We start from the raw sequence: 21,714 nt of genomic DNA, 5'->3' as shown, positions 1-21,714 counted from the left end.
ATTTTGAAGGAAACGCTCAGTAGGAATTGAGAGGATTGTTTCCAAAAGTATGGATATAATAACACGGGTTGGTGATTATTTCAAATCCATACTAAATTTATAGAATTTGTTTTATATTTAATAAAAGTATAGTAGATAAAATGATTACTGTTTTGTCAAAACTATGCCTCTTTTAACACCAATTCTATTAGCGGATAAAATGCACAAAATCGGTTGGATCTTCTGCATCGCGAGCGGAAGCAATTTCTTCGCTATCTTTAGGTGAACCGATCATTAGCAAGCCAATCACTTTATCCGTTTCCGTACAACCAAATGCTTCGCGAATAGCTGTGCTTTCCACCCATTTTTTTGTAATCCAAACAGTATCAAAACCTTGAGCGTTCGCTGCTAATTGCATCGCATAAGTGGCGCAACCCGCACAAACAATTTGCTCCCAAATGGGCACTTTCACTGATTCGTGATCTAATTTTGCCACCACGCCAATGACCATTGGAGCTTGATTTGCCAATTTATCGGCTTTGGCAGCATTTTTTTCATCCATTTCAAATTCAAGGACTGCTGATTTTAAGCATTCGTGAAATTTCGGCATACCACTTTTTTGAATCACCACAAAATGATAAGGTTTCATTCGCCCGTGATCTGGTGCTCGCAAAGCTGCTTTTAAAATCGCATTAAGCTGTTCTGTATTCGGTGCAACATTGCCAAATTGTTTACTTGAACGACGATGATGAAGTAAATCTAAAATATCCATAATTCCTCACAGTAAAGTATGTGAACCATCGGCTCACGCACAAGCGGTAAAAAAAGGTGCGTGAATTGCATTCACACAGCCTACTAAAAAGGCTGACAGATTTCCCATCAGCCTTTCGGTTAGCTTAATTAAATTTTCGTTTTATCACGTACCGCGCCTTTATCGGCTGAAGTGGCGAAATGTCCGTAAACTTTCAGTGCAAAAGAGACTTCACGTTGGCGGTTTGCTGGTGCCCAACCTTTTGCGTCTTGCTCTGCACGACGTGTGGCAAGTTCTTCATCGCTTACTGCAAGATTGATGGCACGGTTTGGAATGTCGATGTTGATAATATCGCCATCGCGAACTAAACCGATTGCTCCACCTGAAGCCGCTTCTGGGGAAGCGTGTCCAATAGATAAACCCGATGTGCCGCCAGAGAAACGTCCATCTGTTAAAAGTGCACATTTTTTACCTAAGCCCATTGATTTTAAGTAGCTGGTTGGGTAAAGCATCTCTTGCATACCTGGCCCGCCTTTCGGACCTTCATAACGGATGATCACCACATGACCTTCTTTTACTTTGCCACCTAAAATACCTGCAACAGCATCTTCTTGGCTTTCAAATACAATCGCTTTACCAGTGAATTTCCAGATCGATTCATCCACGCCTGCAGTTTTTACGATACAGCCGTCTTCTGCAATATTACCAAATAACACCGCCAAGCCGCCTTCTTGTGAAATCGCGTTTTCTTTGTTGCGGATACAACCGTTTACGCGGTCGTTATCTACCGTGTCCCAACGGCAATCTTGTGAGAATGCTTGAGTGGTGCGAATACCCGCAGGACCAGCACGGAAGAATTGGTGTAACTCTTCGTCTTGGTTGCGAATAATGTCGTATTGGTCAAGCTGATCACCCATGGTTAAGCCTAATACGGTGTGGGTGTTTTTGTGGATTAAGCCCGCACGGTCTAACTCGCCTAATAAGCCCATAATACCGCCGGCACGGTGAACATCTTCCATATGGTATTTGTTGGTATTCGGCGCGATTTTACTCAAGCAAGGTACTTTGCGAGATAAGCGGTCGATGTCTTCCATTTTGAAGTCCACGCCTGCTTCTTGTGCGGCGGCGAGTAAGTGTAACACGGTATTACTTGAACCGCCCATTGCGATGTCTAAGCTCATCGCATTTTCAAAAGCATCAAAAGTACCGATTGAACGTGGCAATACGCTTTCGTCGTCTTGTTCGTAGTAGCGTTTGCATAATTCAACGATTTGACGTCCCGCTTTTAAGAACAACTCTTTACGGTCTGCATGGGTAGCAAGCATAGAGCCATTACCTGGTAAGCTTAAACCTAATGCTTCTGTTAAGCAGTTCATTGAGTTTGCGGTAAACATACCCGAGCAAGAGCCACAAGTTGGACAAGCAGAACGCTCAATCGCATCAATACGTTCATCTGAAACATTTGGATCAGCTGCTTCAATCATCGCATCAACCAAATCTAAGCGGATCAGTTGATCAGAAAGCTTAGTTTTACCCGCTTCCATTGGGCCACCTGAAACGAAGATGGTTGGAATGTTTAAACGCATTGCCGCCATTAACATCCCTGGAGTGATTTTGTCGCAGTTAGAAATACACACCATCGCATCCGCACAGTGTGCGTTCACCATATATTCCACAGAATCTGCAATTAAATCACGGCTTGGAAGCGAATAAAGCATACCACCGTGTCCCATCGCGATACCATCATCCACCGCAATAGTGTTAAATTCTTTTGCAACTCCACCTGCTTTTTCAATTTCAGCAGCAACCAACTGCCCCATATCTTTTAAATGTACGTGACCTGGTACGAACTGAGTAAATGAATTTACCACGGCAATAATTGGTTTGCCGAAGTCATTTTCTTTCATTCCTGTTGCACGCCATAATGCACGTGCACCCGCCATATTACGACCTTGTGTACTGGTCGCTGAACGTAATTTAGGCATAATCTCTCCAAATTTTTATCTGTTGTGTCTGTCAAAATAAAAGGGGTTTATTCTACTTGAAATAAAGAAAGGGAGCAAACCGCTCCCTAGAATCTAGAATGTTTTTTCAAACACCATATTTACATTTTTTTGAGTATAAGAATACATTTCTGGAATGTTACTATTTTGTTTACGCCACGAGAATTGCAGTTTTGGAGTAATACCCATCAGATGCCAATCACGCTTCCAAAGAGTTAAATTCACACCATAAATTTTATCTGCACGTTTTTTACCGAATGAAAATAAATTAATGTTACCTAATTTCGCAATATCTTTATAATCTCGTTTCATTGTAGAGAGAGTTAAACGTGAGGATACTCCCCAGCTCCACTCTTGTCCCCACCCTAAACGTATACTCTTACTATCTGAACTGTATTGGAGAATTTGTGTACGTTCATTACTAAAATCGCTTCCCCAAAAGAAGAACTGATTAGGTGTTCTTGCCCATACAAGGGTTGCTGAGATCAGCTTATTGTTACCATTTTGGACTGTACTATCAAAATAACGTTGTTTTGCAAATTCTCCAGCAGTAGAGATTTGCCAGTTTGAGTTTAACCAACGAGAAAACTCAATACGAGCCCCGTTTGACCAACGATAACTTTCTCCACCATACCAACGTTTTTCATAGAATGGCTTAATACGAAAATTCTGTTTCGCTGTTTTGTAAGCATACCCAATATAAGAGCGGTTAAATAAATCATCATAGTCATGATTATCCCAATAACTTTTTCCCCAGAATTCATTGCCAACCGCGAGATAGCTTGAACCCCAGAGGTTAAAATCACGCAAAACATCAAAAGAATAAGCTAAACCATGAGCTGTTTGTGGTAACATTTGTTCAGAACGAGTAAGCACTCCGCCATTTTCTAACACGACTTGTTGCCCACTCCCCGTATTATTTACGTTAGTATCACGCAAATAATTGAAAGAAAAATCAATATTCCAACTATCACGCTCTTTGAGAACATCTAAATAAGCATTGATTAACGCATTCGCTTGAGGTGGTAAATCACTTGCGGTTTGAGCCTTTTCAAATTGATCTTTAGCTGCACTATCTTGTTTTTGATTGAATAATGCCATAGCAAGCTCAATTCTCACGGGGTTTAAATTTGGATTTTGAGACAAAATTTCACGATATTTACTAATTGCCTTAACATAATTTTCAGTAAGAAAAGCTATTTTTCCTTCGGCAAAAAGTACCATTATAGGGTCTTGCTGTGGGAGGGTTCGATATACTTCAAGTAATTTGGCAATTAAATCAGGATTACGTGAATAAATTGCTTGTGAAAGTAATTGGTGAGTTAAGTGAGGATTTTGTTCCAATTGTTCACGGGTAATTTTAATGGGATGAGCCTGCTTCTCACTTAAAGCGGGTAAAGTTTTTGCTGTTTGTTCTGGTTTTGCCACATTAAGTTGTAGTTCAATTTCAGTTTTAATCTGCTCTTGACGAATGTTTCGAGCTTGTTCTGCCGTAATTGATGTATTTGCTAATACTAAGGTAGGAAAATAAACGGCTAAAAAAAGAGTGAATTTTTGCATAGTGATTGGTCAAAATGGATAATTATAAGAGAGTCTAATAGCCAGTAAAAGCAGAATTATCATAGAAGAAAAAAGAGAAAATGCAAGCCAGTATCATTAAATTGATTTGTTTTTAAGCAGAGGTATTTAAATACATAAGCGGTCAATTTTGCAAATTTCTTTACAAAATCAACCGCTTAAGAAATATCTCTAACCGACGACTTGTGGCAATAAACCTTGTTGGATTAAAAATGGCACAATTACGATAAATATACCAATCACTAATGCAATAATCAGTGAGGCTTTGCCACCTTTTACGCGGTATGCCAAGTTTGCATTTTGGCTGCGTAAACGCCATACCATCGCAATTGGTAACACAACAGCGTAGAACGCAAACATTTGCCCAGCATAGCCTAATGCGGTAATAAAACCTTGCGGGTAGAAAAATGCAAATAACATAGGTGGTAAGAAAGTCAGCAAGCCTAAACTTTTACGCCCTGCACTGATATTTACACGTTTGAGCAAATCTTCTAAGGCTTCAAATAAACCTAATGCAACGCCTAAGAATGAAGTGATTAAAGCTAGTGCAGAGAAAAGACGAACGACAATACCAACAATTGAGCTACCTGTAATATGGTGGGCAGCTTCTGCCAAGCCATTTAAGGTTGGATCACGTTCTAAAATTTCCATAAATTCCGTTTGACTTAAAACACCGTGTGTCGCTAATTGCCATAAAATATAAGCGATAAGCGGAATTGCAGTTCCCACTACAATCGAAATTCGCAACGCTTTTACATTGCCTTCAAGGTATTTGTTTAGGCTTGGGATGGAACCGTGGAAACCAAATGAGGTAAAGAAAATTGGCATTGCAGAAATCAATAGAGCATTATTGATTGGCGTTGCTAATAAATGATCTACGGTCACTTTCGGCAATAATAGCCCTAATACTAAGATAAAAGCCAAGATTTTAGTTGCAAAAATGATGCGATTTACGGCATCCACACTAGTTGTACCTACTACAATAAAACTACCGAATACCACAGTGAAAATCACTCCCGCAATTTTAGTGGTAGTTTCTGCATCAACAATGGTTGGCAACAATCCACCTAAAATTGAACTACCGCCTGAAACATAAGCGGATAAAATCGCGTAAAGGAAGATGATCAATACCGCAGTGGAAACCACACGCCCAAATGTGCCGTAATATTTTTCTGCCAATGTGCCCAAGCCAGCATCACTGTCAACAGTTTGATACGCTTCTACAAATAGCAATGCAGTAAAGCAGAGTAGAAGCCATAAAGAGACGAGAAGAACCACCGTAAAACTAAAGCCAATGCCCGCTGAAGTTAAAGGCATTGCCAACATTCCAGCCCCGATTGTCGTTCCTGCGACAATCAGTGTGCTTCCGAGTGTTTTATTTTTCATACAATCACCTGTCAATAAAAATGAACGGTTTGATTGTAGCGAAAAATAGAGATTTTGCTACTCTTTTTTACTAAAAAGTAAAAATATTTTTATGGTGTAATTTTTTATTTACAATTTTGTGAGATAAACTCACAATGCTGCTTACTTTGGAAAGGGACAATAGTTATTTCATTACCAATTTCCAGCAATTGATAAAATTGTGGGTAGTTGAAAATACTATTTTGGTCATTTTCAAGATATTGTTCAGCATACAAGCGGTTGATTTCGCGAATCTTTTCCTCTTTTGTCGCACTACAACTAGTGTAGCTTTCAATATGGTTGTTTTCGTCTAAGATATAGACGTTAAAACAGCCATTTTTACCATCTTCAAAGAAGAATTGTAAGAAGCCTTCGCTGGCAAAATCATTGATTTCACTTGGGTAAGACACCACTTGATTTTCACCTTTTTTGCTTAAGTGGCTCAATGTAGTAAGACGTTTCACTTTTTCGACCGCTTGTTCTGCTACGGGTTTAATTTTCACATTTTTATCGCTAAACACCAGCTGCCATGTTCTGCCCGCAACTTTCACCGTATTAAATGCATTAGTGTAAATCGATCCTGTTTGTACTGAAATACAGCGATGTACAAGATCGGCAATAGTTTCCCGTAATTCGCTTCGGAACTGTTTGCTATAACAGAACACATTAACCGATTGTGGGGGGGCGGAATCTCGGTAGATTTTATTCGAAAGCAATTTCAATGCATTTAAAACCGCCTGTTCTCCCTCAAAATGCTGAGTGCGGATTTCATTCCACATATTGCGGTAGATAATGCTCACACTGCCCACTAGATTTTGCTCAAAAGAATTAAAGCTAAATAAGTCGCTGGAATGGAAATCACGGTGAATATCAGCAAAGTGTTGTGTTGGATCATTTGTGAGATTTATCGCTAAAATAAGGCTACGAATTTCATTAGGGTGCAATAACTCATTTTCACTGATTTTCGGTGCAGAAACAGGGAAAAAGAGCCGTAGATCGGTAATAAATTGACGTAGTTTATGTAAATCAACGTGTTGGCTAACCACGTGTAATTTGGTGCTCACGGTAATCATGCCATTGAAATATGCCCACGCCACCAGTTTGTGTAAATTTTTGTTGTATTGCACAAAGCGCTGTGAGGAGTCGTAAGCACTTTTTGGTGATTGATTAATCAAATACCAACCCGCTTTCATTGCCGAACTGTCTTGGGCTTCAATAAAAGTAATATTTTGTTCCGATAAATCAGGCGTAATATGTGGATTGAGTAAAGTTACTTTGCCAGGCAGTATTTCAAAAACCGAATAAAGCTTGCGCATTAAAATGTCGGTATCGTTCGTCATTATGCTTGGATTGATATGGAATTTGTTGGCAAAATTGATTAAATTTCGATAACTTTGTAAGAGTTGTTCGACGAGCATTTTATCTTGCACAATTGCCTGTTTCATTTTCCATTTTGGACGAGAATTAAGTAACGCTATTTCTTCATCAGTCCAGCCCCAATCAGCAATTAAAGATTGCAACTCACGCTCACGCCAGTTGTAGAGCACTTTTCCTTCTTTGGCTTTAAGGTAAAAACATTGACGCAAGCGGTCTAATCTTGATAATTCTTTACGATTTTTAAGGTAATCTGTCACTTGCTCAAGCATTGCCAAATAAGGATCGAAATGATAATACTCCGTTTTGTTGCTCAATAATTTTTGCTTAAATTGTTTTGAAATAAGCTTCGTTTCTGGGTAGGTTTGGGCATAGCTTTCCAACAACAAAATTTTGATTGCTGACTTGTAAGGACTTTCAATTCCTTTGTAGAGCTGCCATAAACTCGCACCAAAAAATTCGGACGTAGAAAGTGAGGAAAAATCGCCAAAATCAATCCATTCATTGAGATCTATTTTTTTCGATTTAATCACTTTTTTATAGGCATTATCTGATAAATGCAGCCAAAGTAGGCGCTTACCTGCCAAGCGAACCGCTGAACGATAAAATTCATCAAGCAAGAAAAAATGTTGTGCTGAACCGCTGTGTTCTTCGCTTACACCGTAGTTGTAATGATTTGCTTTAAAGCGTTCAGGGTTCATCAAATAGAAATTAACTTCGATGCCTAATCCTTTTGCCCATTGAGTTAATTTAGCGAGTTTTTGCTTGATAAGTTGATAATCTTCACTGCTCATCTCATCATTATGACAAATCCATAAATCCAGATCAGATTTAGTCGTTTGCACAATTGAGCCAGTACTTCCCATTGAATAAATGCCATCAAAGGCACAATGCATCACCGTTGTTTTTTTCTCTTCAGGAATAAGCGTGTCAAAAAAACGTTGTTGGTAATGATTAAAGGAAAATTGATAAATACCGTGCGGAGCATTCTCTACATAAGCCGGCAATTCAGGCAGGTTATAATGTAATAATAATGGGATAAGATAAAAAACGTGCTTGAAATGAGCATCATTTGAAGCCAACGCTCGACGAATGCGATATTGATCCAATGCATTCACTTTTATAATCGCTTTGGCAAGTTGCACATCAGTATGAGAGGAAAGATCACGATCAATAGAACGCATATGAATCGAATTGAGAGCTATTGATGTTAGACTTTTCACCTTAGAGTCCTTTCTATTAAATTTTGTATCACTCTAGCAGTTTAAGCAAAAAAGTAAAGACAAAGGCTATTACTTCCAGCAAGAAGATTGATTCTGCCCAAAGAACAGCTCGGATCACATAATCAATTCTCTAAAGTGGTTCAGAGAAAGCATAAAATTGTGTAAAATAAGCAAGTTTTTCTGACTTTTATACAATTTTGTTGAAAGTTTGAACGATTTATTATATTTCCAAGCACTTAAAGGATAAAAGATGAAAAGAGTCGTTATTACAGGTTTAGGTATTATTTCTAGTATCGGTAACAACAAAGAAGAAGTGTTAGCTTCATTAAAAGAAGGTAAATCGGGGATTGAATTCGTGCCTGAATTTGCAGAAGTAGGAATGCGTAGCCAAGTTGCGGGTACGGTAAAATTAAATCCTGCGGAATTAATTGACCGTAAAATATATCGTTTCATGGGCGATGCGGCTGCTTATGCTTACCTTTCTATGAAAGAAGCTATTGCAGATGCTGGCTTAACCGAAGAACAAGTTTCAAATGACCGAACAGGTTTAGTAATTGGTTCTGGTACGGGTTCTGGTCATAGCCAATTAATGGCATGTGATGCGGTGCGCGGTCCACGTGGTGTAAAAGCGATTGGTCCTTATGCGGTAACTAAAACCATGGCATCAAGTGCTTCTGCTTGCTTAGCAACTCCTTACAAAATCCGTGGTGTAAACTACTCAATCAGCTCAGCTTGTGCAACTTCAGCACACTGTATTGGTCACGCAATGGAATTAATCCAATTAGGCAAACAAGATGTGGTTTTCGCAGGTGGTGCGGAAGAACTTTCTTGGGAATGTGCAACTGAATTCGACGCAATGGGTGCAGTTTCAACTAAATATAACGACATTCCAACCAAAGCAAGCCGTGCTTATGATGCAAACCGTGATGGTTTCGTTATCGCTGGTGGCGGTGCAGTGGTTGTTGTTGAAGAATTGGAACACGCTCTTGCTCGTGGTGCGAAAATTTATGCAGAAATCGTGGGCTACGGTGCAACTTCAGACGGTTACGATATGGTTGCCCCAAGTGGTGAAGGTGCTGAGCGTTGTATGAAGCAAGCGATGGCGACCGTAAACGGTGAAATTGAATACATCAACGTACATGGTACATCAACACCAGTGGGTGACGTGAAAGAGTTAGGTGCAATCAAAAACGTATTTGGCGAAAAAACACCCGCAATTTCATCAACCAAATCAATGACAGGGCATTCATTAGGTGCCGCAGGTGCACACGAAGCGATCTACTCATTATTGATGCTAGATAACGATTTCATCGCACCAAGCATCAACATTGAAACTTTAGATGAACAAGCTCAAGGTTTAAACATCGTAACTGAACGACAAGATAAAGCATTAACAACTGTAATGTCAAACAGCTTCGGTTTTGGCGGTACGAATGCTTGTTTGGTGTTCCAGAAATATCAGGGTTAAAGTTAAGTCCTAATAAAAAATCAACCGCTTGTATGATCTATTCTACAAGCGGCTAATTTTTTGTAGGTATAGTAAAAGCATATAAGGTAGAGTCATTTATTATGCCCCTTGTTTTAAAATTAGACACAAAAAATCCCTAGCCGTAAGACTAAGGATTGAAAGATAGTGCGATTAGCTGTTACCGAACTGGTTAAAACAGTCTCTGGTATTGAACGTATTATAAATTTACATTAAGGTACAAAAGGACGAGAGATGGAAAGGATAGCGAGCTTTATCAACGTTACCATCTTGGTTCTTTCATACAATTTGATGCAATTTCGGCAAAAATCGAATTTAACGGCATTTTACCGTGCATTATTCCAGTCTTTTGATGACCTTCAAAAGGCTTTTTTACAACTTAAACTTGAACGAGGGATTTAACTAATCTACACTTGTAACGGCAGCTCAATTACTTATTGATAAATCTAGTTATAAGACGATTGAAGAGATTAACCCGAGTAACATAACCGCAACAAAAAAGCGAGATAAATTATTCATCTCGTTTTTTTCATATAGTGAAATAATGTTACAGCTTCTTAGAATTTAAAGACCATATTATCTTCATATCCTCCCGAATAACTCGCTGAAGTATTCACTACAATTCGTTTAGTATTCTCAAATACCTGCCCCAATTAGGTACCTTATATTCCTGCGCATATTCAATAATTCTCTCGTTTCTTTAAGCGAAATTTGCGGGTATGGAGCTATAGTCAGAAAGGTACGTTTTTTGGTAATCGGGCGTTTGTAGTCTAATCGCCATCTTTTAGATGTTGGTGTCATGAATAAAGTAAGCCCTTCACCATCGCGTAATGGGCTGTTTTCGGGGGGTGCATTTTTAATTTCTGTTATCGTTAAAGGCTTGATAATAATTGGCATTGCTCAATTTCTCCTAGCATTACAAACAGTATTTTTCATACTACCATTTGATACGCCATTTGTTAGAGGTTTAAACAGGCTAGGGCGATCAAAGCTGATCGGAGTAAATCAGAAAGCTATTAATTTTCCTAGCGTTTTTTCTAGATTGAGTGTTTGAGAATAAAAATGATGGAGGCGTGTCCCGGAGTCGAACCGAGCTACATGGATTTGCAATCCAGTGCATAACCGCTTTGCTAACACGCCGTAAGATAAGAAAAATGGAGCGGGAAACGAGGCTCGAACTCGCGACCCCGACCTTGGCAAGGTCGTGCTCTACCAACTGAGCTATTCCCGCACTTGGAGCGTTGTACTAAACAACGAGGAGCATTTTACGGATTATCAAAATGAAGTCAAATAAAAAATTCATTTTATCCTTATTTTATATTTAATTGCCTAAAAAAAGTTCGAAAATCCATTAACAAAACGGAAAACTTTTATTTAAACAACTAAAATATAGTGTAAAACAAGTCTATGACAGACTGTAATTTAAATAAAAATGATGCTTACTCAATAAAGTCGTAAAATTCCCTTGTTTTTCCATTTTTAAGCCCCATAATGGAGACTTATTTTTAAGTCAAAGAGAGAGCAAATTTATGGCACCAAGAAAAAAGAAAACTATTGCATTGCCACTTTTGCCACTGCGTGATGTAGTGGTGTTCCCGAATATGGTAATGCCATTATTCGTTGGACGTGAAAAGTCGGTGCTTGCACTACGTGCTGCGATGGATGCAAACAAGCAACTGTTTCTTGTTACCCAAAAAGATCCGCAAAATGAAAATCCGGCATTAGACGATATTTATAACATTGGTGTAACTGCTAATATTATCCAAATGTTAAATCTGCCAGATGGTACGGTGAAAGTGTTGGTGGAAGGTCAGACTCGGGCCAAAATTGAGAAAGCTCACGATGATGAATCTGGTTTTTGGGCAGAATTAAGTGTGATTGACACAACAGATACTGCCGAATCTGAAGAGCTAAATGCACTTGCAAAAACTACCTTTGTTGAATTCGAAAATTACGTTAAAAATAACAAAAAAATTCCTACTGAGATTTTAGTTAAATTGCAGAAAATCAGCGATCAAGAACGCTTAGTGGATACGATTTCAGCCAATCTTTTAACGCCTGTTGCGAAAAAACAAGAGCTCTTAGAAGAGGTTAGCTTACTCAAACGTTTCGAAGCTTTGTTGATTGCAATGGCAACTGAGCTTGATTCGATGCAAATGGATAGCCGCATTAGAGCTCGCGTGAAAGAGCAGATGGAAAAAAATCAGCGCGATTACTATCTAAATGAGCAAATCAAAGCGATCCAAAAAGAGCTCGGCAATAATGAAGATGTTGAGCAGAGCGAATTAGATAAACTGAAAGCAAAAATTAATGAAGCGAAATTACCTGCGGATGTGTTGGAAAAAACGGAAGCGGAATTCAAAAAGCTCAAAGTGATGCCACAAAGTTCTTCTGAAGCGGCGGTGATCCGTGGTTATATCGACTGGATTTTACAAATGCCGTGGCACAAAAAATCAGCTGTGAAAAAAGACTTAGCCAAAGCACAAGAGATTTTAGATAAAGATCACTACGGCTTAGAGCGTGTGAAAGAACGCATTGTGGAATACCTTGCGGTACAAAGCCGTTTGAACAAGCTCAAAGGTCCTATTCTCTGCTTGGTCGGTCCACCAGGGGTAGGGAAAACTTCGCTTGGTCAATCAATTGCGAATGCCACAGGGCGTAAATATGTGCGTATGGCGTTAGGTGGTGTACGAGATGAAGCAGAAATTCGCGGGCATCGTCGTACTTACATCGGTTCAATGCCAGGCTCGTTGATGATGAAAATGGCAAAAGTAGGCGTGAAAAATCCACTCTTCTTGCTTGATGAAATAGACAAAATGGCACAAGATATGCGTGGCGATCCTGCTTCGGCATTATTAGAAGTGTTAGATCCAGAGCAAAACAAAGCGTTTAACGACCACTATTTAGAAGTGGATTACGATTTGTCTGATGTGATGTTTGTGGCAACCTCAAACTCAATGAATATTCCGCCAGCGTTGCTTGACCGTATGGAGGTGATTCGTCTTTCAGGTTATACCGAAGATGAAAAATTACACATTGCTCGTGAGCATTTAATTGCGAAACAGCAAGAAAATAACGGCTTGAAAAAAGGTGAATTGGTTATCGAAGATGGGGCGATTATGAGTATTATTCGCTACTATACCCGTGAAGCGGGTGTGCGTAACCTTGAGCGTGAAATTGCCAAAATTTGCCGTAAAGCAGTAAAAGCGTTAGTGTTGGATAAAAAATTAAAATCTATTACTGTCAATGAAGATAACATTACCGATTATCTAGGTGTGAAACGTTTTGATTACGGCAAAATGGATAATCAAAACCGCGTAGGTGAGGTAACCGGTTTGGCGTGGACAGAAGTAGGAGGAGATTTGCTTACCATTGAAACCGCTTCTGTACCAGGTAAAGGTAAATTCTCTTACACTGGCTCTTTAGGTGACGTGATGAAAGAGTCTATCCAAGCGGCGATGATGGTTGTGCGTGCACGTGCTGATAAACTCGGCATTGCAGATGACTTCTACGAAAAACGCGATATTCATGTTCATGTTCCAGATGGTGCAACGCCGAAAGATGGTCCGAGTGCAGGTATTGCAATGTGTACTGCGTTAATTTCGAGTCTCACAGGAAACCCTGTGCGTAAAGAAGTGGCAATGACAGGTGAAATCAGCTTGCGTGGTAAAGTGTTACCAATCGGTGGTTTAAAAGAGAAACTTTTAGCCGCACATCGTGGAGGCATTACTACCGTGATCATTCCAAAAGAGAACGAAAAAGACTTGGAAGAGATTCCAGAGAATGCAAAAGCGGCACTTTCTATTCACCCCGTGGAAACCATTGACGAGGTGTTGGCTATCGCCCTTGAAAACCCACCGCTTGGCATTGAAATTGTACCAAGCAAAGCGGTGAAGGTGAAGAAAACAACGAGAGCGAAAGCGATTCAATAATCTCTAAAATAACAAGAATATAGAACAAAATCCTCCAATATCAACTGATATTGGAGGATTTTTTATGCACATGCTACAAGTTTTTTCTAACAAGCGGTCAAAATTGCTCGGACTCTTTCCAAATCCTCAAGCGTATCCACACCCACTTGCGGTGCTTCTTTTGCAAGTTCTACATGAATTTTTTCACCATACCATAACGCTCGAAGTTGCTCTAACGATTCCAATTTTTCTAGCACTGTAGGTTGCCAGCGGATATATTGGTTCACAAATTTTGCTCGATAAGCATAGATGCCAATATGACGCAGATATGGCTGGCTTGAGACAAAAGCGTCATTACAATCTGCGAAATAATCACGAGCAAATGGAATGGTGGCACGTGAGAAATAAAGTGCCATTCCTTTTTGATCGGTTACTACTTTTACGCAGTTTGGATTAAATAACTCTTCTTTGGTCTCTAATTTCACCGCAAGAGTTGCCATATTGACTTGGTTTTCTGCTAGGTTTTGAGCAATTTGTTGAATAATAACAGGCGGAATAAGAGGCTCATCACCTTGCACATTTACAATGATTTCATCGTCAGCAATCGCCATTTTTTCAATCACTTCTGCCAAGCGTTCAGTGCCTGAATTATGCTCAGTTGATGTCATACAGACTTCTGCACCAAATGTTTTTGCCACTTGTTCGATCTCTTCGTGATCAGTTGCAATAATGACTCGATTTGCACCTGCTTGTTGGGCTTTTTCCCACACGTGTTGGATCATTGGTTTACCAGCAATGTCTGCTAGTGGCTTGCGAGGTAAGCGACTAGAGGCATAGCGGGCAGGAATAATAACGGTAAAGCTCATTTTTTATCCTTCTTGAGCATCCAAGAAACGTTCTGCATCAAGGGCAGCCATACAGCCTGTGCCCGCAGAAGTAATAGCTTGGCGGTAGTTGTGATCCATCACATCACCTGCTGCAAAAACCCCTTCCACAGAAGTCGCGGTAGCATTACCTTCTAAACCTGATTTTACTTTGATGTATCCATTATCAAGTTCTAACTGTCCTTCAAAAATCGCTGTATTTGGTGCGTGACCAATTGCCACAAAGAAGCCATCAATGTTAATCTCTTTGATTGAACCATCTTTAGTCGAAACTAATTGCACACCTGTTACGCCTGCATTATCACCTAATACTTCTTGCACGGCACGATCGGTATGTAGAATAATTTTTCCCTCTTCTACACGTTTTGCTAAACGACCAAGCAAGATTTTTTCAGCACGGAAGCTATCACGGCGATGAACTAAATGCACTTCACTAGCGATATTGGCTAAATATAGTGCTTCTTCCACTGCGGTATTACCGCCACCAATCACCGCCACAGGTTTGTTGCGATAGAAGAAACCATCACAAGTTGCACAAGCAGAAACGCCTCTGCCTTTGAAAGCCTCTTCTGAAGGTAAGCCAAGATATTTGGCTGACGCACCTGTTGCAATAATTAATGCATCACAAGTGAAGGTATGAATGTCGCCTTGCAGAGTAAATGGACGTTTAGAAAGATCAACGGTGTGAATATGGTCAAACACGATTTCAGTGTTAAATTTTTCCGCGTGTTTGAGCATTTTATCCATTAAGCCTGTGCCCGTGGTATGTTCGTACTCACCAGGCCAGTTTTCGATTTCATCGGTGGTGGTAAGCTGTCCGCCTTGTTGCATCCCTGTCACTAATACGGGGTTTAAATTCGCACGAGCAGCATAAACTGCAGCGGTATAGCCCGCAGGACCTGAGCCTAAAATCAATAATTTGGTATGTTTAGTTGTCATTTTTTATCCTTAAAGTCTGTTTGATTTCTGGGGCTAATACAATTAACCCTTACAAATAAATTGATATAATAAATGCTTAATAAAGCAACGAATAAAGCTGTCGTCTAAATTTTGGTACAATCGGATCATTACCTAATGCAGATAAAATCGCTAAAAATTGCGTTTTTAATTCGCCATTAGCAACCGAAAGATCAGCTTTCAACCAATCAAACAATAATGTTAATGCTTCTTCATTTTTGCCCGCTTGATGCAATTGGTTCGCCAGTTTAATCGCAACTTCAGGCGTTTTATTGCTTGCATAATCGGCTTGAAGTTGTTGTAACTCTGGCGATTCTGCCGCTTGTTCTAATAACTCAATTTGCGACTGTAATCCTTGCCAACGGCTATCTCTATCTTGAATAGGAATCGCTTTTAAGATCTCTTTTGCCTCTTCTACTTTTTTCATCACGATGTAAGTTTCAGCATAAAGCAAGGCGAAATCGCTGTTTTTCTTATCCGATAATTCCCACGCTGATTTTAGGAGGGGCAAGGCTTCCGCATAACGCTCATCTTGTAATAATTCTAAGGCTTGATTGAATTTTGAATCTTGCTCTTTTGGCAAAATATTAGCTAAACGAATGCGTAACTCTTGCTCACTTACCGCACCTTGAATCATATCGACAGGCTGCCCATCGGCAAACAGATACATCGTTGGAATGGCTTGAATACGAAAGTGCATTGCCAACTCACGCTGCTCATCGCAATTCACCGTTGCCAATAAAAATTGCTTAGGATGCTCATCTGCAAGACGGCGAAGAAGCGAATCCATCTCAATAGATACCACTTCACGCGATGAAATAAAGTTAAACACCACAGGCATTTGAGAGGCAGCAGCCCAAACTTCGTTAAAATTACTTTCGTTTACGTTAATGATGTAGTCCATAAAATTTACTTTTGCTGTTTGTTGAAGAATGCTCAACATATTAGGGTATTAATATACCGTTTCAATAGGCAAGCCTGCATTTACCCAGCCATCAAAGCCACCTTTTACGCTATAGACTTGCTCAAAGCCTTGCTCAACTAAAAACTGTGCCGTATTGCGGCTACTCACACCATGATAACACATAATAATCAATGGCTCGTCATAATCAACTTCATCAAGCAAACGTCCATAACTTTCATTGGTTAAATGAAACGCATCTTGAGCGTGACTATAAGTATAACGGCGAGCATCGCGAATATCGCAAAGCGTACCGCCTTCATTTTCAACTAATTCAAACGCCTGTTCTGGCGTAATTTCAGTAAAGGTTTCCATATTAGTCTCTTGAAATAAAAATTGTCGAAATATACCACAAAATGAGGATAAAAGTTCCTATTATTTCAAGTTGAATTTCCGAAAATGTTGCGTATAATTAAGAACCATTTTCAACTGCAACAAAATCCCTTTCGATTGAGGAACCTATGGATCAACTATTTCAATTTCTACAACACTACATCGACTACATTATTTTAGGTCTATTATCGCTGATGAGTGTTGTGCTGGTTTGGAAAATCATCGAACGCATTATGTTTTACAAAAGTCTTAATGTAAAAAACTACCAAACCCAAGAAGAACTCGAAATTGACCTCACAACTAATCTAACTACTATTTCAACCATCGGTGCTAACGCACCATATATTGGCTTATTAGGTACAGTAATCGGTATTTTGCTCACCTTCTACGAACTTGGTCACTCGGGTGGCGACATTGATGCTGCTTCAATTATGGTGCATTTATCACTTGCATTAAAAGCAACAGCTGCAGGTATTTTAGTTGCAATTCCTGCGATGATGTTCTACAGCGGTTTCAACCGTAAAGTGGACGAAAACAAATTAAAATGGCAAGCATTGCACGCTCGTAAAGTGGCTTAACAAGCGGTCAAAAAATTTACGAGGTTTACCATGAAAAAATTTGATGAAATTAACATCATTCCTTTCATTGATATTATGTTGGTATTACTAGCTATCGTGTTAGTTACCGCCTCATTTATCTCACAAGGAAAAATTAAGGTTAATGTACCGAAAGCAAGCACCACGCAAGCCGTAAAAGCAGATGATTTATCGAAATTGGTTACGATTACTGCTGAGAACCAGTTTTTCTTTAACGATCAGCCTGTAGATATCGCTCAGCTTAAGAATGAAATCGGTACTTGGGCAAAAGATCAAAAAGTAACGCTAAAAGTCGATGGTGCGGTACGTTTTGATAAATTTGTGGAGCTTACTGATTTATTAGCTGCTAGCGAAATTAAAAACGTTGCAATTATGACCCGTAAGGATAACGGCAAGTAGGCGATATGAATAAACGAAATTCTCGCATCGGTTTGGTTGGTTCTATCTCCTTTCACGCCACGATTGTCGGTATTATCTTGTTTGCAGCCAAACAAACGGTTCTTAGCGATCAGATTGATGATATGCAAGAAGTCAGCAGCATTTCAATGGAAATGCTGGCTGGCGTAGCTGAACAGCCACAAGTGGCTGTTGGACCAGATATCGATGAAACAGTGAAAGAGCAAGAGGCAAAGCCTGAAGAAAAGACCGAGGAAAAAATAGAAGAACCTAAACCTGAACCAACAGTGGAACCCGAACCTATTAAAAAAGTGGTTAAAAAAGAGAAACCTAAAGAGCCACCTAAACCAAAAGAACCGCCAAAAGAAAAGCCGAAAAAAGTAGAAAAACCAATCAAAGCATTGGAAAAAGGCAAAGAAGTTAAGCAAGGCATTATCGCAAAAGAACAACCGAATATTCCACAAAGCTCAACACCTAAAGAAGGTGCTGTGAATGGTAGTCAAAATGGTAAAGACAATATAGGCTCTGCCAAAGGCTCAGAAAATGGTAATGTGGCAAAAGGTAATGGCAATGGTACGGGTAATGGCTCAGCAGGGTCTGGTACGGAAATTAATGCTTATAAATCAGCTTTACAGCGTGCTTTACAACGCCAAGCAAATAATGCTTATCCAACACGTGAACGAATGATGCGAAAAATGGGTACGGTAACACTTAGTTTTACTATTTCTCCTGCTGGGCAATTAATAAATGTGAGCGTGGTTAGCTCATCAGGTAATAGTAACTTAGATGCCGCTGCGGTAAAAGCTGCTCAATCCACGAAAATATCACCACCACCCGCTGGTTTCCCAAACCACGTGACAGTACCAGTGAAATTTTCGATTGAGTAACCATCATCTTCATTATTATCAAGCGGTAAAATTTTGCAAAACATTTGCCGAATCTCTCCGCTTATTATTTCTCAATCGGCAATCTCTTTTTTCGTTATGATGCGATTTTTTCTTTTCCCTACGGTGATGATTTTGGTTGCTGCTACTAGAATTTTACGAGCTGTATTATAAATGAAAAACGGCAGAAAATTCTGCCGTTATACTCACTCAAAAGGTCTCATCTTATTAGCTTATGCAAAAGCTTGCAATTCTGGATTAATTGGTGTTTCAGCTAGATTATTCACATAGTTACAAAGTGTTGCGAGGCTTACACCTAATACTACATCAATGGCTTGTTCTTGAGTATAGCCTGCTGCAAAGAATGCGTTTAATTGTGCTTCGGTTAATTTTGCTTTTTGTAAAATCACTGCAAGTGTAAAGCGAGCTAAAGTATCTAATTTACTATCGCTTTCAATGCGAGCAGTTGCACGGATTTGATTTACCAATTCTTCTTCTAATTTCAACACTTTTAATGCAATTTTGGTATGTCCTGCTACACAGAAACCACAACCATTTACCACTGCAGCGGTAATTTGTACTACTTCACGCTCAGTTGCGGTTAAGCTGTTACGACCGTTGATTCCGCCTACGGTACGATAGGTTTCTAATGCTGTTGGTGCATTGGCTAACACGCCGATTAAATTAGGAATAAAACCATTGGCATTTTTCACTGCGATTAGTGCTTCTTTTGCAGCTTCAGGAGCGGTTTCGATAGTATGGATTTGAAACTGTGACATAATTTTTCCTCAAATAATGTTGTTTTTATTGATATGGATAATATAAAGATTTTTCCTAAAAGAAAAAGAAGTAAAAAGCACGTAATAGATGAAAAAGTTATAAATAAAGGCTGATTGAGATATAATAAACACTTTGTAAAAAAGTTTAAAAATTTGACCGCTTGTATTTCTAGTTGAAAGCGGAGAAATAGATAGGAATAAAATGAGCTTACTCCAACTTTTATTTAGCTTTAAAGGGCGTTTAAATCGGCAAGGTTTTTGGGCAGGAATTGGCATCAACTTTGCTTTTTTATTTATTGTGGTAAATTTTTTTACCCATTCAACCGCTTTTAACCCGATAATGCTTTTTCCGCTAGGGGGAAGTTTGTATAGTATACTTTCCATTGCCGTGAAACGCTTACATGACAGAAATCGCTCTGGTAAACACGTCTTTATTTTAGTTGTGCCAATGATTTGCTACTTCATTGCCCCACTTGCAGGTGAAACTAATGCGTGGTTGCTTGGTTTGTTGATGCCGATGTTGATTGGCACGATTGTCTTTTTAGAATGGGGCTTTTTTGCCAGTTTCCCGCAAGCCAACCAATATGGTGAGCAAGGATTATCGTTGAAATTAAAATAACTTTTGACATTAGAAACAGAAATTATGATCGAACAAATTAAATTAAATTATCACAAAACCAAATTTTTAACCTCAGCCCCCGATATTCGCCATTTACCCGAAGATAGTGGCATTGAAATCGCTTTTGCAGGGCGTTCAAACGCAGGGAAATCGACCTCACTTAACGCATTAACCAGTCAAAAAAACTTGGCTCGCACTTCAAAAACGCCGGGGCGAACTCAACTTATTAACCTTTTTGAAGTAGAACCAAATTGCAAATTAGTTGATTTGCCTGGTTATGGCTACGCAGCAGTGCCTGAACAGATAAAAATTCAATGGCAAAAAGCATTGGGCGAATATTTACAAAAACGTGAATGTTTGCGTGGTGTGGTTATTTTGATGGATATTCGCCATCCGCTTAAAGATTTAGACCAACAGATGATCGAATGGGCAGTTTCGGCAGAGCTACCTGTGTTATTACTACTTACCAAAGCGGATAAACTCAGTCAATCAGAACGTAGCAAAACGGTAAAAATGGTGCGTGAAGCGATTTTACCTTTCCAAGGGGATGTGCAAGTGGAAGCTTACTCCGCATTAAAACGTATCGGCATTGACAAATTATCAAGTAAATTAGACCGCTGGTTCGCACCAGCATTTGAACTTTCAGCAGCAGAATAGGAGAACTGAAATGTACAACTTAACCGAATTACGCCAAGAAACTGACGAAATTATCGAAAACTTATTAGCTGATGGTTCAGATCCTGAAGCACTGTATATTATTGAACACCACGTGGCTCACCACGATTTTGATAAGCTCGAAAAATTGGTGGTGGATGCTTACAAACTTGGCTATGAAATTTCAGAAGCGGAAGAGGTGGAAGAAGATGGCAACGTTTTCTTCGTGTGTGATATTGTGAGTGAAATCAACTTAAATGCGGATTTAATTACCGCCCAGCAAAAAGAATTGCTCCCATTGATTGAAAAAGCAGGGGCTGAATATGAAGGTTGGGGCACGTATTTTGAAGATCCGAATGGTGAGGATGATGAATACGGCAACGATGGTGAGTTTTTTGAAGAGCACGATGAAGATTTTGACTTTGATGAAGAAGAAATTGTGCGTCATTAATTGATGCTCAATGAATATTTGAATCGCCCCTCTGTAAATGTAGAAGTAGGGGCGAAAAACATACGCGATCAACTTATAAACGTCCAAACCCTTTTTCTAAGTCGATAATTAAATCTTCGACAGCTTCCAATCCTACGTGAATACGAATAAGCGTTCCTGTTAACTTCCGCTCAATATTTGGGCGAATACGAGCAATTTCAGATGGCTGATTTGCCAAAATAAGTGATTCAAAACCTCCCCAAGAATATGCCATCGTAAAGAGTTCAAAATGATCAAGGAAATTAGCTAATTGCTCATCGCTTAGTTTTTGGTGAAGTTCGAACGAAAAGAGACCGCTTGCACCGCTAAAATCACGCTTGAAAAATTCGTGACCAGGGCAGCTTGGCAATGAAGGATGGAACACCGCTTTTACTTCAGGGCGTTGAGCTAACCATTCTGCTACATGAAGTGAGCGTTCCCCGTGCTCTTTTAAACGAATACCTAAAGTGCGT

The 21,714-nt window shown here is 39.5% G+C and carries 19 protein-coding genes, 2 tRNA genes and 1 pseudogene; 8 read left to right on the top strand and 14 right to left on the bottom strand.

Translation table 11 applies throughout. The features are described from left to right. Positions 1 to 187: 187 nt before the first annotated feature. From KH943_RS04210 to KH943_RS04190, 5 genes are all read right to left on the bottom strand, one after another. The gene (locus KH943_RS04210) at positions 188 to 751 is read right to left on the bottom strand and encodes an NAD(P)H nitroreductase (RefSeq protein ID WP_304108057.1); all 564 of its coding nucleotides are present in this window, start codon (positions 749 to 751) and stop codon (positions 188 to 190) included. Positions 752 to 879: 128 nt separating this feature from the next. Then, positions 880 to 2,715, bottom strand: coding sequence for a dihydroxy-acid dehydratase (ilvD, locus tag KH943_RS04205; protein ID WP_304108055.1), 1,836 nt, complete (start codon positions 2,713 to 2,715; stop codon positions 880 to 882). Between the two features lie 93 nt (positions 2,716 to 2,808). Continuing rightward, on the bottom strand, positions 2,809 to 4,293 hold the full coding sequence (locus tag KH943_RS04200) for a surface lipoprotein assembly modifier (RefSeq protein WP_304108054.1): 1,485 nt from the start codon (positions 4,291 to 4,293) through the stop codon (positions 2,809 to 2,811). 189 nt (positions 4,294 to 4,482) lie between these two features. Further along, positions 4,483 to 5,697, bottom strand: a complete 1,215-nt coding sequence (locus KH943_RS04195; RefSeq protein WP_304108051.1) for an aromatic amino acid transport family protein — start codon at positions 5,695 to 5,697, stop codon at positions 4,483 to 4,485. Positions 5,698 to 5,801: 104 nt separating this feature from the next. Continuing rightward, positions 5,802 to 8,312, bottom strand: coding sequence for a class I adenylate cyclase (locus tag KH943_RS04190; RefSeq protein ID WP_438359818.1), 2,511 nt, complete (start codon positions 8,310 to 8,312; stop codon positions 5,802 to 5,804). 250 nt (positions 8,313 to 8,562) lie between these two features. Between KH943_RS04190 and fabB the strand changes: the two genes are divergently transcribed. Further along, positions 8,563 to 9,780, top strand: coding sequence for a beta-ketoacyl-ACP synthase I (gene fabB / locus KH943_RS04185; protein ID WP_304108048.1), 1,218 nt, complete (start codon positions 8,563 to 8,565; stop codon positions 9,778 to 9,780). Between the two features lie 756 nt (positions 9,781 to 10,536). Here fabB and KH943_RS04180 read toward each other — a convergent pair. The 3 genes and pseudogenes from KH943_RS04180 to KH943_RS04170 all read right to left on the bottom strand — a co-directional run. Beyond that, a pseudogene (locus KH943_RS04180) lies at positions 10,537 to 10,695 on the bottom strand (integrase); the annotation flags it as partial. A 169-nt stretch (positions 10,696 to 10,864) separates the two neighbouring features. Next, positions 10,865 to 10,938: transfer RNA gene (locus tag KH943_RS04175), tRNA-Cys, on the bottom strand. A 15-nt stretch (positions 10,939 to 10,953) separates the two neighbouring features. Beyond that, positions 10,954 to 11,029: transfer RNA gene (locus tag KH943_RS04170), tRNA-Gly, on the bottom strand. A gap of 298 nt (positions 11,030 to 11,327) precedes the next feature. Between KH943_RS04170 and lon the strand changes: the two genes are divergently transcribed. After that, a complete protein-coding gene (gene lon / locus KH943_RS04165; RefSeq protein WP_304108045.1) occupies positions 11,328 to 13,730 on the top strand; it encodes an endopeptidase La in 2,403 nt (800 codons plus the stop codon). Between the two features lie 86 nt (positions 13,731 to 13,816). On the opposite strand, the gene kdsB is transcribed toward lon, so the two are convergent. From kdsB to glpE, 4 genes are all read right to left on the bottom strand, one after another. Further along, positions 13,817 to 14,575: a 3-deoxy-manno-octulosonate cytidylyltransferase gene (gene kdsB, locus KH943_RS04160; RefSeq protein WP_304108043.1), complete on the bottom strand. Its 759-nt coding sequence runs from the start codon at positions 14,573 to 14,575 to the stop codon at positions 13,817 to 13,819. Between the two features lie 3 nt (positions 14,576 to 14,578). Beyond that, positions 14,579 to 15,532, bottom strand: coding sequence for a thioredoxin-disulfide reductase (trxB, locus tag KH943_RS04155; RefSeq protein WP_304108040.1), 954 nt, complete (start codon positions 15,530 to 15,532; stop codon positions 14,579 to 14,581). 76 nt (positions 15,533 to 15,608) lie between these two features. Then, positions 15,609 to 16,454 carry a co-chaperone YbbN gene (locus KH943_RS04150; protein ID WP_304108037.1) on the bottom strand — a complete coding sequence of 282 codons (846 nt, stop codon included), beginning with the start codon at positions 16,452 to 16,454 and terminating at the stop codon, positions 15,609 to 15,611. A gap of 48 nt (positions 16,455 to 16,502) precedes the next feature. Continuing rightward, positions 16,503 to 16,826: a thiosulfate sulfurtransferase GlpE gene (gene glpE, locus KH943_RS04145; RefSeq protein WP_304108034.1), complete on the bottom strand. Its 324-nt coding sequence runs from the start codon at positions 16,824 to 16,826 to the stop codon at positions 16,503 to 16,505. Positions 16,827 to 16,972: 146 nt separating this feature from the next. On the opposite strand from glpE, the gene exbB reads away from it, so the two are divergent. Genes exbB through KH943_RS04130 form a run of 3 tightly spaced genes read left to right on the top strand, consistent with a single transcriptional unit; the run spans position 16,973 to position 18,723 of the window. Continuing rightward, complete coding sequence (gene exbB / locus KH943_RS04140; RefSeq protein WP_304108031.1) at positions 16,973 to 17,422, top strand: TonB-system energizer ExbB; 450 nt, start codon at positions 16,973 to 16,975, stop codon at positions 17,420 to 17,422. Positions 17,423 to 17,452: 30 nt separating this feature from the next. Beyond that, a complete protein-coding gene (gene exbD, locus KH943_RS04135; RefSeq protein WP_304108029.1) occupies positions 17,453 to 17,839 on the top strand; it encodes a TonB system transport protein ExbD in 387 nt (128 codons plus the stop codon). A 5-nt stretch (positions 17,840 to 17,844) separates the two neighbouring features. Next, positions 17,845 to 18,723 carry an energy transducer TonB family protein gene (locus tag KH943_RS04130; RefSeq protein WP_304108026.1) on the top strand — a complete coding sequence of 293 codons (879 nt, stop codon included), beginning with the start codon at positions 17,845 to 17,847 and terminating at the stop codon, positions 18,721 to 18,723. A 230-nt stretch (positions 18,724 to 18,953) separates the two neighbouring features. On the opposite strand, the gene KH943_RS04125 is transcribed toward KH943_RS04130, so the two are convergent. Then, positions 18,954 to 19,499: a carboxymuconolactone decarboxylase family protein gene (locus KH943_RS04125; protein WP_304108024.1), complete on the bottom strand. Its 546-nt coding sequence runs from the start codon at positions 19,497 to 19,499 to the stop codon at positions 18,954 to 18,956. Between the two features lie 202 nt (positions 19,500 to 19,701). Here KH943_RS04125 and KH943_RS04120 point away from each other — a divergent pair, with 202 nt between their 5' ends. Genes KH943_RS04120 through rraB form a run of 3 tightly spaced genes read left to right on the top strand, consistent with a single transcriptional unit; the run spans position 19,702 to position 21,223 of the window. Continuing rightward, complete coding sequence (locus KH943_RS04120) at positions 19,702 to 20,118, top strand: DUF805 domain-containing protein (protein WP_304108021.1); 417 nt, start codon at positions 19,702 to 19,704, stop codon at positions 20,116 to 20,118. A gap of 24 nt (positions 20,119 to 20,142) precedes the next feature. Continuing rightward, positions 20,143 to 20,775, top strand: coding sequence for a ribosome biogenesis GTP-binding protein YihA/YsxC (gene yihA / locus KH943_RS04115; RefSeq protein ID WP_304108018.1), 633 nt, complete (start codon positions 20,143 to 20,145; stop codon positions 20,773 to 20,775). 10 nt (positions 20,776 to 20,785) lie between these two features. Further along, the gene (gene rraB, locus KH943_RS04110; protein ID WP_304108017.1) at positions 20,786 to 21,223 is read left to right on the top strand and encodes a ribonuclease E inhibitor RraB; all 438 of its coding nucleotides are present in this window, start codon (positions 20,786 to 20,788) and stop codon (positions 21,221 to 21,223) included. A gap of 73 nt (positions 21,224 to 21,296) precedes the next feature. On the opposite strand, the gene KH943_RS04105 is transcribed toward rraB, so the two are convergent. Beyond that, the coding region (locus KH943_RS04105) for a PLP-dependent transferase (RefSeq protein WP_304108013.1) at positions 21,297 to 21,714 on the bottom strand (418 nt) is incomplete at its 5' end.

The sequence above is a fragment of the Haemophilus parahaemolyticus genome (genome assembly GCF_018373095.1).
GTDB classification, from domain to species: domain Bacteria; phylum Pseudomonadota; class Gammaproteobacteria; order Enterobacterales; family Pasteurellaceae; genus Haemophilus_A; species Haemophilus_A parahaemolyticus_A.
This window is presented reverse-complemented; position numbering and strand designations above follow the sequence as displayed.